The organism is Corynebacterium auris (assembly GCF_030408575.1).
Taxonomy (GTDB): Bacteria; Actinomycetota; Actinomycetes; order Mycobacteriales; family Mycobacteriaceae; genus Corynebacterium; species Corynebacterium auris.
In genome coordinates, this window is sequence record NZ_CP047047.1 from 1,958,204 (window position 1) to 1,972,861 (window position 14,658).

The window sequence follows — 14,658 nt, forward strand, 5'->3', positions numbered from 1 at the left end:
AGGGGGGTTGGCGGGAAAATTTAGCACCACCCCAGGTGACTGTTGGAAAGATTAGCAGCTCAAGCCAGCTTATGCACGCAACTGAACCGTCCCAGGTTTTGTTCCGTTTGAATAGATGGGAAAATCCCGAGTATCCCGAAAGGTTTGAATAGGATGCGACAGATCGTGCGGTCCGTTTGATTGAGGATCGCATCCTGGAGGAGAGTATTTCTCTTCAAAGTGCGTGCACGTCCGTCGCCCCGAGGCTGGGGGTATCGTGGAACACTGCCCGTCAATTGGTGCAGCAGGCTCGCCGTGATGGTTATGTCCAGCGGGCCGAGGAAGACATCATTGCAGAAAATGCGCGGCTACGGCGGGAAAACCAAAAGTTGCGCGACTCCAACAAGTTGCGGTCAAGTCCACGGTGGTGGTGTATCTGCCTTTCGATAAGAACAAGCAGGATGACGGTGTCAGGGGCCGTCACGAGCTCGGTGCTGGCGTGGACTCATGCAACCTCCTGAGTGGATTCGCCGGCATCAATGACGGTGGCTGTCATCATCGTCTTGGTCTGTTCGAGACTGGTGAGCGACATGTAGCGTTTCTGCTGGATCCTTCTCACTCGTGTTGCTCGGCGAGTACCGCCCCGACCAGACGCACGACGGCGTCGCGGTTGGGGAAGATCCCCACGACGTCGGTGCGGCGTCTGATCTCCCGGTTGAGCCTTTCGGTGGGGTTGTTTGACCACACCTTCGTCCACACCGCTTTCGGGGCGTTCGTAAACGCCAACAGATCGTCCAAGGATTCCTCCAGGTAATCCGCCACATGGGGGAACTTCTGCTGGCAAAACTCGACAACGTCTCGGGCCTGGTCCCACACAGCCTGGGCGTCGGGTTGCTGGAAGATCGTGTGAAACATCGCCGACAGCGTCGGCCACTTAGGTTTTCGGCACCATCGATGATGAGGTTCTTCGCGAAATGGGTGCGGCACCGCTGCCAGGACGCGTTGGGCAGGCAGTCACCCACAGCGGTGTGGATGCCCAGGTGGGCGTCACTGGTGACCAGGTACACCTGATCCAGGCCCCGGGCTTTCAGATCACGGAAGAACCCGGTCCACGACGCGGCCGATTCCGCGGTGGCGACCTGCATACCAAGCAACTCCCGGTACCCGTCGGCATTAACCCCGGTGGCCAGCAGCACGCTGGTTTTCACGACGCGCCCACCTTCACGCACTTCTCACTCGTCAGCGCGTCGCAGGAAACATAGAGGTAGGGGCCGGTGTCCAACGGGCGGGTGCGGAAGTCTTCGACCATCACGTCGAGTTCTTTGGCCATGGTAGACACCTGCGACTTCGATAGGTTGGTGATCCCGAGGGTGGCGACCAGGTCGTTCATGCGGCGGGTGGAGACCCCCTGTGAGGTAGCAGGTGGCTACGACGGTAGCCAGGGCGCGTTCTGCTCGTGAGCGGCGCTCCAACAACCAGTCGGGGAAGAATTGTGTCTGATCTGATGTAGTTGGTCCGGTTCGGCTTGGGAAGTAGGCCGTGTTGGCGGCCTGTTTTGGTCCGTTTCAGCGCGCAAAATTAGGCCACTTCCCCATGTGGCTGTGACTGGTGTGGCCCCTTTTTTGGATAGAGAAAGGGCCATGCCGATAACCATCCCCCAGTAGGTTTCTGTTCCTGAGAAATGTCCCGCCTTCGTTTATTCGCGAGGTCTGGGACGTGGATGTTTCAGGAAAGGACCAGAAAGTAGATGACGATCAGCATGACCACGATCGAAACTATCAGGCAGCTCGATGACGAGGGAATGTCCAGACGAGCGATTGCCAAAGCGGTAAACGTGGCGCGGGCCACGGTCGATAAGTACGTCAATCAGGAAGATTTCAGCCCCACCCCGCCGGTGACGGTGCGTAAACCCGGCTCGATCGTGCTGGGTGAGACGCTGTGCGCCGTGATTGATGGTTGGTGTGAGAATGATCAGCGCATGCCGCGAAAGCAGCGCCACACCGCGCGACGCATTTGTGACCGCCTCGTCGACGAGCACGGATATACCGGCTCGTATTCCCCGGTTCAGCGCTACGTCAAGCAGTGGAAACAGGACCACAAATCCCTAGGGGATGGGTTCATGGAGTTGGAATGGTCACCTGGGGTCATCCAGGTCGATTTCGGCCAGGCCGAGGTCGTTGTGGCGGGAACTGCTAAGGTGGTGCACCTTTTGGTGGTGACGTTTCCGTATTCGAATATGCGGTTTTGCAGGGCGTTCGCCGGAGAGACCGCCGAGTGCGTTATCACCGGCCTGTTAGACGTCATCGACACCGGACCTGACCCCCTGTTGGTGGACATAGGCTAGCCCCGGTTGACAGCCGGAGGAAGGTAGTCTCAGTTCATGCCTCGTAAGTCCTACTCTGAGGAGTTCAAGCGCGACGCGGTCGCGATGTATGAAGACACAGACGGTGTGTCTGTTAATTCGGTTGCTCATGATCTCGGTGTTAACCGTGGCAGTCTCGCTGCCTGGGTTACGCGCTATGGCACGGGCAAAAAAGCCCGCGCGATGGATGCTGCAGCTCGAGCCCGAAAAGCGTCGGATTCGGAGCGGATCCGACAGCTCGAGAAGCACAACCGGCTTCTTGAAGAAGAGCGAGATGTCCTTCGCAAGGCGGCGCAGTATTGTGCGAAAGAGATGGGCTTGTGATCCGCTTTACGTTCATCTGGGACCATCGCACCGAGTTGTCGGTGTTTTCGGTCACACGGATGTGCGACGTGCTGAAGGTGCAGCGATCTTCCTAGTACACGTGGAAAAACACGCAGGCCGCGCGCCGTTAGAAGGTTGTTGACGATGCTGTTCTCGGTGCTCGTATCCGCACTGTGTTCACCGACGAATACGGACTCTACGGAGCCGAGCGCATCGCCGCGGTGTTGAACGATTCTGATTCGGGGGCGCATGAGGTGGTCAATCACAAACGCGTTGCACGCATCATGAAGGCCATGGGCATCCAGGGGTTCACGAAGAAACGCCGCGTGCGCACCAGTGTGGCAGATGCTGGCCGCAGTGTCTTTGCCGGGTTCTTGTTCGCAGGCAGTTTCATGCCCCGGCGCCGAATCGCGTGCTTGTCGGCGACATTACCTACCTGCCGGTATCCGGTGGCGGCACTATGTATCTTGCCACCGTGATCGATTGTTATTCCCGCAGGCTGGTGGGATTTTCTATTGCTTGCCACATGCGCGTCGATCTGGTTATCGATGCGTTGGACTCAGCGCGGCGCGCCCGGGGCAGTCTGAAAGGAGCGATTTTTCATTCAGATCACGGCAGTGTCTATACCTCGAAGGCATTTCGCTCACGATGCACGATGCTAGGGGTGACCCAATCGATGGGGGCGGTGGGAACAAGCGCAGACAACGCGCTGGCGGAGTCGTTCAACGCGACAGTAAAACGCGAGGTGCTGCACAACCGGACATGCTTCGACTCGATGCTGCACGCCAGACGGGACGTCTTCGCCTGGTGTGTGCGCTACAACCAGAAACGCAGACACTCATGGTGCGATTATCTCTCGCCCATCGAGTACGAAAACCGCACCTGCGGTAAACTCACCCCGACCGCATAAGTTCAATTCCCTGTGTCCACTTTCCAGGGGTCGGGCCCGCCGCCGGCGGGGTGCCGACTGAGATGGTCTTCGACAACGCCACCGCCATTGGGCGCCGCTTGGGCACCACCGTGGTGGAATCCGAACTCTTCGCCGCGTTTAAGGCGCACTATCGGACGAAGGCTCGCTACTGCAACCCGTACTCGGGCCATGAGAAAGGCAACGTGGAAAACGCGGTCGGTTTCATCCGGCGCAACCTGTGTGTACCTGTGCCTGAAGTAGCCAGCCTGGCGGAGCTAAACGACTATCTCAGCTCCGGGTGCGCCGCGTTTGCCCACCAGATCCACTACAAAAAGTCGGCCACGATCGCGGAGCTATTCCAACAGGATCAGCAAGCGCTCAAAGCGTGCCCGTCGGTGAGGTTTAACCCGGTGCGCTTCGAAGTGCGCCGCACCGATAAGACCGGGGTCGTCACAGTCGGCGGCAATCGCTACCTTGTGGGCCCTGCCTGGGCGGGAAGGCAAGTCACGGTGGAGCTATCGCATGACACCGTCACCGTCTTAGACGACAACACCCGACGCATCGTCGCACTGCCACGAGTCTTCGGCACCACAGAGGAAACGGTGATCAACCCGCTGAGTGTTTTGCCTTCGCTGGCGAAAAAGCCCGGGGCGTGGGCGAACTCACCACTTCGCCGCCACATGCCGGACGCTGTCGTGGGCTATCTCGACGCAGCAGATGCGACAACCCGCAGAGAGTTTTTCACCCACGCCGAAACCACCGCCACAGAATGCGGATTCGACACCACCGTCACCGCTGCCGCGGCACTGCTGGAAACCAACGCGACACCGACCGGGCCACACCTCGGCATCGCCGCACGCTACAGCGCCCCACCACCAACACAGCACGCGCGAGCAAATCTCACCACCTACGATCAGCTGCTCGCCACCAGCACCACCACACCTGATCATGTGGAGGCGACCTAAAATGAGCACCGACACCACCAACAACAAAGACCGCGTGGTGACACTCGGTCGCCAGCTCTACCTCACCACCGCAGTGCTACGCGAATGCGCAGACCATGCCACCCCACGCCAGTGCGACATACTCATTGAGCTTTTCGAAGCTGAACTTGAATCCAGATCCGCATCTAGAGCGCGCCGCCTGCTACACCGAGCACGAATCCCGGTACGAAAAACTCTCGACAACTACGACTGGTCCCCGGTAACTCTGCCCGCCGACATCACCCGCGAACACCTCACCACCCTCGACTTCCTCAACGGATGTGAAGACCTCGTCTTCTACGGTGATGTCGGCACCGGCAAAACACACCTCGCCATCGCCCTGGTCACCGCGGCATGTCTCAGAGGCACTCCTGCAAGGTTTTTCACCGCCGCCAGCCTGGTCGACCATCTGCGCAACGCAAAACTTGCCGGCAAACTCGACAAAGAACTAGCAGCCCTCGGCAAAAACGAACTGCTCGTCATCGATGAACTCGGCTACATCCCAATCGACACCGACGGGGCGAGGCTTTTATTCCAAGCCATCGCCGATGCCTACGAACAACGCAGCCTCATCATCACCACCAACCTCGCGTTTTCCCAATGTGGGCCACGTCTTCGGCAGCGACGACATGGCAGCCGCCGCAATCGACCGCATCGTCCACCACGGCCGCATGATCACCTTCACCGGCCAGTCCTACCGCATGGCAAACGCCCTCATGAAATAACCCAAAAACCCAGCAACGCCCAAACAGCCCAAAACCACGCCACCCCGGCCTAAAAAACCGCGCCGAAACAGCCTACAACAACTTGACAAAACACAGGCGAAACGCATCCCGGCCGATGTCGTAGCCGGCGTCGAGAGCCGCGACATAGGCACGCCTGTAGCCCCACCTGCGATGGGAATCGGCGAAGTCATTAACCCACCGACGAAGGTCGTCGTGTTTAACAACCGAGGGATCAAGCATTGCCGCTTCGCGTTGGGCGCGCATCCGGCAATAGGACGAGCGTGACAGCCCGACTACGGCGCATGAAAGACGCTGTGAATACCCCTTGCCGATGAGGTAATCCACCGCGTCGTGGCGTCGCTTCGGGCTTAGAATTTTGTCTCGGCCAGCTCCTTGAGAGCAGCCTTTTCCAACTCGGACTGGCCGAGAAGGGTTGTGAGCTTGCTGTTTTCTTCGCGCAGACGCTTAAGCTCCCGTGCTTCGCTGCGGGTCATGGCACCGTAGTCGCGGCGCCAACGAGACAACGTCGCCTCAGATACGCCAATCTCACGGCAGATCTCAGCGTTAGTCTTGCCCTGCTTTGTGAGCCGATCAGCCTTCTCACAACGAACAACGATCTGCTCACCGGTGTGCTTCGTGAACTTCTTCATCGCCCACGGATTCTTCCTGATCCGTTTGGATCGATCAGGCAGACACTCAAATCACCCGGTCCTAAAAACCCCGCCCACTCCAAGGGCGATGAAGAAAGCGAGCCAGAAGAAGGGGGTGTTGAGGCCGCGCGTGTACATCATCGTGTCAATGAGCCCTGGCCCTACGTGGACACGGCCGTGGGCACGGTGAGGTCCGGTGTGTGGCGCTCAGCGTGCCCGCAGTGACCTGCTCAGCGCGGTGTTACGTTGCGCGGGGGTCTTGACAATTCACTGGTGCTTTCTAGAATAGGAGTGCCTATCCTAAGTGAATTAGGTGATGTCAGTGTTGTCGAATGATTGGTGGGTTTATGTCTTCCAAGGTTTCTTTGGTGGTGCTTGCTGCAGCCTCGTTGGCGCTTTGCTCGTGTGCTGGGGAGGAGCAGGGACGTTCTGAGTCGGCGCCTAGTGGAGCTTCTGAGCCGGTGACGCTTGCGCATCCGTCTTTTGATGGGGCGGAAATCGAGTTTGAGAGTCAGCCTGAGGAGCTTGTGATGGATTGTTATGCCTACAGTTCGTTGCATGAGTATGGTCTGACGCCGGCTGCGTTGTTTGGTTATGACTGTGAGGATCCTTTCGTCATGGGGGATCTTGATATTTCGGGTATTGCGCGGATTGGTACCAATGCTGAGATTGATATGGAGAAGCTGGCGGAGATTGGGCCTGATGCAGTTGTTGGTAATGGCTCGTTGGAGGGGTGGACTTGGTTTGATGAGACGGTGAATGCGCAGTTGCGTTCGGTTGCTCCTTTTGTTCCGTTGCCGCGTGATGAGTCGGTGGAAGAAAATATTGCGCAGACGCGTTATCTTGCGGACTTTTTCGGTGGGGATGTAGATAGTGCTCAGGTGCAGCAGTCGGATGAGGAGCTTGAGCAGGCGAAGGTTGAGTTCCAGGACGTGATGGAGGGGAGTGACCTTTCTTTCATGCTGGTCAGCCCGACGCAGGAGATGTTGTATACCGCTGTTGGTTTCCCGCAGGCTGATTTTTTGGAGAGTTTGGGGGCGAGGATTGTTGGCGCGCCTGAGCCTGAAAGTGGTAATCCCTGGGGTCGAGTTGCGTGGGAGGAAGCCGCGTCGTATCCGGCGGATATTCTCCTAGTCGAGGGGTATGACGAGTCGTATTCTTTTGATAATGAGTTGTGGAATACTCTTCCTGCGGTTCAGGCTGGTCAGCTAGGGCCGTGGGCGTCGAAGGGTGCGATGACGTCACGCAGTTACGCGCAGTGGCTTCGTGAGGTCACGGAGTTGGCTGCCTCGGCCGAGAAAGTTGCCTAGCTTTCGTGAGTACGGTGACGACGAGGCTGCGCCCAAGCGACAAAACTCGGTGGGCTGGCGTCGTGCCCCTCGCTGTATTGTGTGTGAGCGCGCTTGTCGCGAGCATGCTGGTCGGCTCCCGTCATGTCGAGGCTGCGGACGTTGTCTCGCTGCTGTTTAACCCAGACCCCGCTGACCCGGAGTCGCAGACCGTCTGGTTGTCGCGAGTGCCGCGGACGGTTCTCATCCTCGTCGCGGGTGCCGCGTTCGGCGTGGCCGGGGCGCTCATGCAGGCGGTCACGCGTAACCCGATGACGGACCCGGGCATCCTGGGGGTCAACGCTGGTTCCTCGCTGGCCGTGGTGGTGGGCCTCGCCTTCTTCGGGTTGACCGATATCCGCCAGTACATGTGGTGGGCCTTCGGAGGTGCGATGGTGACCTCTGTGGTGGTTTTCGCCATTGGAAATTCGGGCCCAGTGCGCGGCAGCCCCGTCCGGATGACGCTCTCGGGTGTCGCCCTAGGCGCGGTGCTGTCTGGTTTCACGTCCGCGGTGTTGCTGACTAATTCGCAACTCTTGGCGCAGATGCGAGGGTGGTCTGCGGGGACGACCGCGTCGCAGCCCTTGAACGACACGCTGGTGATTGTGCCCTTCATCATCCTGGGCCTCATCATCGCGATTTCCGCGTCGCGCTCGCTTGATGTGCTTGCGCTTGGCGAGGCTTCGGCCGTGTCGCTGGGAACAGACCCGACGCGTGTGCGCCTCGTGGCGCTTGTGTCCATCACGTTGCTCGCTGGTGGTGCAACAGCCGCTGCTGGTCCCATCGCCTTCCTCGGGTTGATGGCCCCGCATTTGGCGCGCTCATTGGTGGGGCCCCACCAAGGCTGGATCATCGCGTACTCGGTGCTTATCGCGCCGACAGTGATGGGTTTCGCCGACGTCCTTGGCCGGGTGATCACCACCGGTGAGGTTCCCGTGGGCGTGGTCACGGCATTCATCGGCGCGCCGCTTTTAATTTACATGGTGCGCCGTTATCGGGTCGCGGAGGTGTAAGACGATGACAACGCTAGATTACGGGCGCCGCGTCATGCGGGTGGGCCCAGGCATGCTTGTCGACGCCCGCTCGCTTGTCCTGTGCACAATCCTGTGGGGCATCATTGCCGTGCTCGCGACCTTTGCTGTAACGACAGGGTCGGCGTCGATAAGCCTGGGTGAGGTCGTCGACGTGATGCGAGGGCGCGGTGATGACTACACTTCGATGGTGGTGGGCGAGTGGCGTGCGCCGCGGGTGGTTTTGGCCATTATCCTCGGCGTCTGCTTGGCGCTGAGCGGGGTGATATTTCAGAATCTGACGCGAAACCCGTTGGGCTCGCCGGATGTGATCGGGTTCCAAACGGGTGCGTTTACGGGCGCGCTCGTGGTCATGCTGGTTCTGCGCGGCGGGGCGGCGGCGACGATGATGGGCGCGCTGGCCGGTGGCATCGCCACGGCGCTCGTGGTGTTTTTCTTGTCCTCTTCGCAGGGGGCGGTGAAGGCGGTGCGCCTGATCATCGTCGGTATCGGTGTGGGCGCTATGCTCTCGTCCTTCAACGTGTGGCTGATGCTGACGGCGACGGTGGAAGACGCGACCATGGCTGGGCTCTGGGGAGCGGGCAACCTGTCGGGCGCGTCGTGGCAGACGGTTGTGGTTGTCGGTGCCGGGTCGGGTGCGTTCGTTCTTGGAGCCGCCGTGCTGGGCCGGCCGTTGCGCCTGCAGCAAATCGGTGTGCCTTTTGCCACGGCGCTCGGCCAGAACGTGCGGTTGGTGCAGGTAGCGGCGCTCCTGGTGGGAATAGGCCTGACCGCTGTGGCCACGGCCTCGGTGGGGCCCATCTCCTTTATTGCGCTGGCATCCCCGCAGATTGCTCGCCGCCTTGCGCGCACCGATGGGCTTGCGCTCGGGCCGAGCGCCGCCGTTGGTGCGTTGCTTCTTTTGCTTGCAGACGTCACTGCGCAGCGTATTTACCCGATGTCTCCGCTTCCGGTCGGCATCGTCACAGTCTCCATCGGCGGACTGTATTTTTTGTGGTTGCTTTTACGGGAAGGAAAGAACCGATGACACGACTCGAAGCTTCAGGTGTGGCCCTGGCGTACGGCGACAAGGTGGTGTGTGAAGACATCAGCGCGCCTATCCCCGATGGGGAGTTCACCGTAATCGTCGGGCCGAACGCGTGCGGAAAGTCGACATTGCTGAAAAGCCTGACGCGCCTGCTTGCGCCCTCGCGCGGCAGCGTGCTCCTTGATGGGCGCCAATTACACACCATGCCGACAAAACAGGTTGCCCGGGAGGTCGGCCTCTTGCCGCAGGGACCAGTCGCCCCCGACGGGGTGCGGGTCGTCGACCTTGTCAGTCGCGGGCGTAACCCGCATCGCGGGATGTTTTCTCCCTGGTCGCCGCGTGACGAGGAGGCGGTGGCCGCCGCCATGGAGTCCACGGGTGTGCGGGAGCTGTCGGGCCGCTACGTCGACGAGCTTTCTGGCGGGCAGCGCCAGCGGGTATGGATGGCGGTCGCGCTCGCTCAGCAGACTCCGATTCTGTTGTTGGATGAGCCCACAACCTACCTGGACCTCAGCCACCAGATCGAGCTTTTAGAGCTGTGCCGCAGCCTCAACCGCAACCAGGGGCATACCCTCGTTGCGGTGCTGCACGACCTCAACCAGGCAGCGCGCTACGCCGACCACATCATTGCGATGAAAGACGGTCAAGTGGTGGCCACCGGTACACCGCAGGAGGTGATCACCGAGGAGCTTGTCGCCGAGGTCTTTGGCCTCGACGCCAGGGTGATCGCGGATCCGGAGTCGCGCAGCCCGCTGGTGGTGCCGCGGTGGGCGCACCCGCGCGCTGAGGCGCAGCCGCGGGAGACTGCCGCCGTGGGCAGCGAGCGCTAGATGTACTTCCCCGTGGCGTTGTGAACGCGTTGTGCGGGGGTGAGGCCTCCGATAGCGGTGTGGGCTCGATGGTAGTTGTACTCGTGGATAAACTCCGCGTACGTCTGCTGTCGGGCCTTTTCGCTGGCGTATGGGCGGATGTAGGCCCATTCCTGCATCAGGGTGCGGTTGAACCGTTCTACTTTGCCGTTGGTCTGTGGCCGGTACGGCTTGGTGTAGACATGCTTAATCGTGCCCAGGGCAGCGTTGAACGCCGTGGAACGGTAGCAGGCACCGTTGTCGGTCATCACCCGTGTGACGTCGATGCCTTGCTCGGTGAAGGACTGGCAGGCGCGCCGCATAAACCCGGCGGCGGTGTGCTTCTTCTCGTCGGTCAGGATCTCCGAGTACACCATCCGTGAGTAGTCATCCACGGCGTGATGCAGGTAGGAATATCCCCGCCCCGCGGGCGCACCAGCTTGTCTTTGTGCGTTGCGGGCGCGACCTGCCCGGCGATCCTGTTCAGAGCCACGCCCGTGCACGCGCCAGCCCCCGCCGTCGGGGATGCGGCCAAGCTTTTTGATGTCGACATGGATCATGTCCCCGGGTTGGCTGCGTTCATAGCGCACTGGTGGTGCTTTGCGCACCGGCAGGCCGGTGGCCTGGTCGATGCAGACTAGTTTCGGCATGTTGTAGCGCGCCAGCACCCGACCAACCGTGGAACGGGGAATTCCCAGGTGGTAGCCAATACGGTGTGGGCCCCACTGGCGGGTAAACCGCAGTGTGATGATGCGGCGCTGGGTGCGCACCGGCAGCTGGTGCGGGCACGCGCGGGGACGGTGTGACCGGTCAGTGAGCACTTCGCCACGGCGTGCCCGGCTCACCCACCTGTTGACGGTGGCTGGTCAGACCTGGAAGCGTTCAGCGACTCGGCGCTGCGTCCATCCGTGGGTGATGACCAGCTCAACCATCCTTGCTCTGCCGGTCGGGGTCAAAGGTGCGTTACGGTGTGTCATGGAAGCTTTCGTCGTGGATGTTCGTGTCGTTACCTACACCTCTACCGGAGGCTTCCCCTTTTCGTTCACACCGTTGACAACCTCCCGGGGAAATATACCTAGGAACAAAACCCGGGACAGTGCAGTTCATCAAGGTAGGCGGTCGGGTCCATATGATCGGGTCCAGCGACCATCGCGGATATTCTCCTTTCGAGGAGATGTAGGAGCTGATTCGAAAGGTACTGCGGTGGTCACCTCACACATTCATAAGGCCCTACCCAATAATCACAGATACACCACACTAACGGGCGTAACCTCGGTTTGAATATGGGGAGTACTCAGCCCCCGGGTAGTCAAGTCCGTAATTTTTGGACCCCAGCTCTCTTTTCTCGGGCGCAAAGCGACTTGCCGAAATCGATTTTGGCAAATGCGCGAACTAACTCCATCAGCGCTTCTGGACGACGCGGTGTAATCACGCCCACCTTGGGTAGCCACTCGCTCGCGCAACGTCGCCCCAGTGCACCGCGTGGGGAGCCCCCGAGCTGTTCCCCGAACGCGCCCGGGCTCCCCTTCACTTCCCCCCTCCCAAATTCCCGCCTAGCCCTCCACGCGGATGTCACCCTCGATGGCCTTGCGAGCGATGTCCCGGCGGTAGAACGAGCCCTGCAACGCGATCTTTTCCACGGCCTCGTACGCCTTATCGACGGCCTGCTCCAGCGTCGCACCCTTACCCAGCGCGTTGAGCACGCGGCCGCCCGAGGAGACGAGCACCCCGTCCTGCATCGCGGTGCCGGCGTGGAGGATCCGGGCCGGGTCGTCCAGACCCTCGCCGGTGATGGCGTCGCCGGTGCGGGGTGCGGCCGGGTAGTCCTCGGCGGCGAGCACGACGGTGGCCGCGTAGCCGTCCTCCCACTCGAGGGGGGCCAGGTCGGCGAGGGTGCCGGTGGCGGTGGCGGTTAAGGCGTCGACAAGCGGCGTTTTCAGCAGGGAGAGCACGGGCTGCGTCTCGGGGTCGCCGAAGCGGGCGTTGAACTCGACGACAGCCGGTCCCTCCGGGCCCCAGGCCGCGCCGACGTAGAGAATGCCCTGGTAGGGGATGCCGCGGGCGGCCATCTCACGGGCGACGGGCTCGGCGATCTCGGCGACAATGCGCTCGACGCCTTTGTCGGGCAGCCACGGCAGCGGTGTGTAGGCACCCATGCCGCCGGTGTTGGGGCCGGCGTCGTTATCGTGGGCGCGCTTGTGGTCCTGCGCGGGCAGCAGTGGCACGACGGTTTCGCCGTCGACGAGGCAGAACAGGGAGATCTCGGGGCCTTCGAGGAAGGACTCGAACAGGACCGGGTTGCCGGCCTCGATCACGGCGCGGGCGTGCGCCTCGGCGGCCGCGCGGTCCTGGGTGACCACCACACCCTTGCCGCCGGCCAGCCCGTCGTCCTTGACCACGTAGTTCGGGCCGTACTCGCTAAGGGTCTCCTCGACCTCCGCCAGCTCCGTCACGCGCGTCGCCGAGGCCGTGCGTACGCCCGCCGCGGCCATGACCTCCTTGGCAAAGGCCTTAGAGCCCTCGAGCTGCGCGGCGGCCTTCGTTGGGCCGACAACGTCGATGCCGGCCTCCTTCAGGGCATCCGCCGCCCCGGCGACGAGCGGGATCTCCGGGCCGATGACCACGAGCTCCGCGCCGACGTCGCGGGCGAGCGCCACGATCGCCTCCGGCGAGGCCACGTCCACCGAATGGACCTCGGCAAGCGAGGCCATACCGGCGTTGCCCGGCGCCACGTGCAGCTCGTTGCCCCTCAACCCAGCCAGAAGGGCGTGTTCACGGCCGCCCGAACCGATAACAAGGATGCGCATGGCCCCCAACTTACCGGTAGCCTGGGGCGGCATGAGCACCGTATTCACCAAGATCCTGGACGGCGACCTGCCCGGCCGCTTCATCTACCGCGACGAGACTGTCGCCGCGTTTTTGTCCATCGCCCCCATTGCCTACGGCCATACCCTCGTCGTCCCCGTCGAGGAGGTGGACAAGTGGACCGACCTCTCCCCCGCCCTGTGGACGCACATGAACGAGATTGCCAAGGAGATCGGGCAGGCTGTCATCGAGGCCTTTGGCTCCGAGCGCGCCGGCTACCTCATCGCCGGCTTCGAGGTCCCGCACGCCCACATTCACGTCTTCCCCGCCAACGACATGTCGGGATACAACCTCGCTAACGTCATTCCCGCGGAGCAGACAGACCAGGCGAAGATGGACGAGGCCGCGGAGCTGCTGCGCGAGAAGCTGGGCACCAACGAGGCGGGGCGGCGCTAGCTGAGAGTCGGGAACGCGCTGTGCGGGGTTGGCGCGTGCAGGGCATGCCGATTGCATTTTGAATAACCGCATGGCCAGTTCGGCAGCCTCAGTGCCCTGCCGTCATGATGCGTATTTTATCGAATGGCAGATACACTACCGCCGTGGTCTTGACCAGAATAAAGACACCGCGGCGGGTTTCTGGCGGCGGGCAAGCGGCTTTTTCGCGTCGCTGGGTGTGCGTGTCGGCGCGGTGATGACCGACAACGGCGCCTGTTACCGTTCACGCGCGTTCGTCGAGGCGTTGGGGCCGGGTGTCAAGCACCGGTGAACCAGGGGCGAATCAGCCACAGACGAGCGGGAAGGAGCAACTGTTCGACCGCACGTTGATGACTGAGCGGGCCTACGCCCGGCCGTATTTAAGTCTCAGAGCGCCCGGCAAAAGGCGTATGTGGAGTCCAGCCACGACTACAATTTCCACTGGTCTCATACCGCTATCGGCGGGTTAACCCCCATGCAACGCGTTCACAACGTCGCGGAGAAGTACGCGCCCGAACCATCGATAGGCTCGAGACGAATGCTAGTAGAGCACGGCAGTCATCGGGGAGTTGTTAATTTTGGCTGTCTTGGCTTCTAACTCAGCGTGTGAAGGGGAAACCTCGATAGGGGAGCTCTTACATCTAATTTTCGTATCATGGAAAATACGATAACTAAATCCAACCATAACCGCCCCACCATCCCTCACTAACGCTTTGTCTCTTCCCCAGTGACAATTGCTTACGATCCCATCGCACTCAACGCGCGGGAACGTAAAAATCTTGTGGAACCACCAGTTCACCCAAGTTGGTTTGAAAACCGTGCGGATTTCACGGCAGTCCACGAAGTTCTCTACGTTTTTATCGTCTTCCAACTCTAGGTACCCTTTCTCAGCAGGAATGGTCGAAGCAGCAAGAACAGCCGCGATCATCACCAGCGAAAAACTAAATAAACGGGCCCGACCCCTGGAAAGTGGACGCAGGGAATTGAACTTATGCGGGCAGGGTGAGTTTACCGCAGGTGCGGTTTTCGAACTCGATGGGTGAGAGATAATCGCACCATGAGTGTCTGCGCTTCTGGTTGTAGCTCACACACCACGCGAAGACGTCCCGTCTGGCGTGCAGCATCGAGTCGAAGCAAGTCCGGTTGTGCAGCACCTCACGTTTCAATGTCGCGTTGAACGACTCCGCCAGCGCGTTGTCTGCGCTGGTTTGC

Annotated in this window: 12 protein-coding genes and 5 pseudogenes; 10 read left to right on the top strand and 7 right to left on the bottom strand. The window is 61.0% G+C overall.

Annotation, left to right across the window (positions count from 1 at the left end; genetic code table 11):
• Nucleotides 1-484 precede the first annotated feature (484 nt).
• Nucleotides 485-1,469 (bottom strand): annotated as a pseudogene (locus tag CAURIS_RS09385) (IS256 family transposase); the annotation flags it as partial.
• A 455-nt stretch (nt 1,470-1,924) separates the two neighbouring features.
• Here CAURIS_RS09385 and CAURIS_RS11725 point away from each other — a divergent pair.
• The 4 genes and pseudogenes from CAURIS_RS11725 to CAURIS_RS09405 form a co-directional block, all read left to right on the top strand.
• Nucleotides 1,925-2,036, top strand: a pseudogene (locus tag CAURIS_RS11725) (hypothetical protein); the annotation flags it as partial.
• A 323-nt stretch (nt 2,037-2,359) separates the two neighbouring features.
• A pseudogene (locus CAURIS_RS09395) lies at nt 2,360-3,575 on the top strand (IS3 family transposase).
• Nucleotides 3,576-3,637: 62 nt separating this feature from the next.
• On the top strand, nt 3,638-4,540 hold the full coding sequence (locus tag CAURIS_RS09400) for a Mu transposase domain-containing protein (RefSeq protein WP_290341788.1): 903 nt from the start codon (nt 3,638-3,640) through the stop codon (nt 4,538-4,540).
• Between the two features lies 1 nt (nt 4,541).
• The gene (locus CAURIS_RS09405) at nt 4,542-5,336 is read left to right on the top strand and encodes an ATP-binding protein (RefSeq protein ID WP_435384001.1); all 795 of its coding nucleotides are present in this window, start codon (nt 4,542-4,544) and stop codon (nt 5,334-5,336) included.
• A gap of 19 nt (nt 5,337-5,355) precedes the next feature.
• On the opposite strand, the gene CAURIS_RS09415 is transcribed toward CAURIS_RS09405, so the two are convergent.
• Nucleotides 5,356-5,628: a hypothetical protein gene (locus CAURIS_RS09415; protein WP_290341789.1), complete on the bottom strand. Its 273-nt coding sequence runs from the start codon at nt 5,626-5,628 to the stop codon at nt 5,356-5,358.
• A 23-nt stretch (nt 5,629-5,651) separates the two neighbouring features.
• Nucleotides 5,652-5,933, bottom strand: coding sequence for a transposase (locus CAURIS_RS09420; RefSeq protein ID WP_290341790.1), 282 nt, complete (start codon nt 5,931-5,933; stop codon nt 5,652-5,654).
• 347 nt (nt 5,934-6,280) lie between these two features.
• Between CAURIS_RS09420 and CAURIS_RS09425 the strand changes: the two genes are divergently transcribed.
• The 4 genes from CAURIS_RS09425 to CAURIS_RS09440 all read left to right on the top strand — a co-directional run bounded on the left by CAURIS_RS09425 (nt 6,281) and on the right by CAURIS_RS09440 (nt 10,149).
• Nucleotides 6,281-7,243 carry an ABC transporter substrate-binding protein gene (locus CAURIS_RS09425; protein WP_290341791.1) on the top strand — a complete coding sequence of 321 codons (963 nt, stop codon included), beginning with the start codon at nt 6,281-6,283 and terminating at the stop codon, nt 7,241-7,243.
• 83 nt (nt 7,244-7,326) lie between these two features.
• Nucleotides 7,327-8,274, top strand: coding sequence for a FecCD family ABC transporter permease (locus CAURIS_RS09430; protein WP_290341792.1), 948 nt, complete (start codon nt 7,327-7,329; stop codon nt 8,272-8,274).
• A 52-nt stretch (nt 8,275-8,326) separates the two neighbouring features.
• Nucleotides 8,327-9,319: a FecCD family ABC transporter permease gene (locus CAURIS_RS09435; RefSeq protein ID WP_290341793.1), complete on the top strand. Its 993-nt coding sequence runs from the start codon at nt 8,327-8,329 to the stop codon at nt 9,317-9,319.
• Nucleotides 9,316-10,149 carry an ABC transporter ATP-binding protein gene (locus CAURIS_RS09440; RefSeq protein ID WP_290341794.1) on the top strand — a complete coding sequence of 278 codons (834 nt, stop codon included), beginning with the start codon at nt 9,316-9,318 and terminating at the stop codon, nt 10,147-10,149. The genes CAURIS_RS09435 and CAURIS_RS09440 overlap by 4 nt, the downstream gene beginning before the upstream one ends.
• On the opposite strand, the pseudogene CAURIS_RS09445 reads toward CAURIS_RS09440, so the two are convergent.
• Nucleotides 10,146-11,144, bottom strand: a pseudogene (locus tag CAURIS_RS09445) (IS481 family transposase). The gene CAURIS_RS09440 and the pseudogene CAURIS_RS09445 sit on opposite strands and share 4 nt — an antisense overlap.
• 576 nt (nt 11,145-11,720) lie before the next feature.
• Complete coding sequence (purD, locus tag CAURIS_RS09450; protein ID WP_290341795.1) at nt 11,721-12,974, bottom strand: phosphoribosylamine--glycine ligase; 1,254 nt, start codon at nt 12,972-12,974, stop codon at nt 11,721-11,723.
• A gap of 31 nt (nt 12,975-13,005) precedes the next feature.
• Between purD and CAURIS_RS09455 the strand changes: the two genes are divergently transcribed.
• Together CAURIS_RS09455 and CAURIS_RS11705 are read left to right on the top strand one after the other, a co-directional pair.
• Entirely contained in the window at nt 13,006-13,428 is a 423-nt protein-coding gene (locus CAURIS_RS09455; RefSeq protein WP_290341796.1) for an HIT family protein, read from the top strand.
• Nucleotides 13,429-13,498: 70 nt separating this feature from the next.
• Nucleotides 13,499-13,738 carry a hypothetical protein gene (locus CAURIS_RS11705; RefSeq protein WP_435384002.1) on the top strand — a complete coding sequence of 80 codons (240 nt, stop codon included), beginning with the start codon at nt 13,499-13,501 and terminating at the stop codon, nt 13,736-13,738.
• A gap of 249 nt (nt 13,739-13,987) precedes the next feature.
• On the opposite strand, the gene CAURIS_RS09465 is transcribed toward CAURIS_RS11705, so the two are convergent.
• Together CAURIS_RS09465 and CAURIS_RS09470 are read right to left on the bottom strand one after the other, a co-directional pair.
• Entirely contained in the window at nt 13,988-14,377 is a 390-nt protein-coding gene (locus CAURIS_RS09465; protein ID WP_290343401.1) for a hypothetical protein, read from the bottom strand.
• A gap of 58 nt (nt 14,378-14,435) precedes the next feature.
• Nucleotides 14,436-14,654: pseudogene (locus tag CAURIS_RS09470) on the bottom strand (integrase core domain-containing protein); the annotation flags it as partial.
• Between the last annotated feature and the right edge of the window lie 4 nt (nt 14,655-14,658).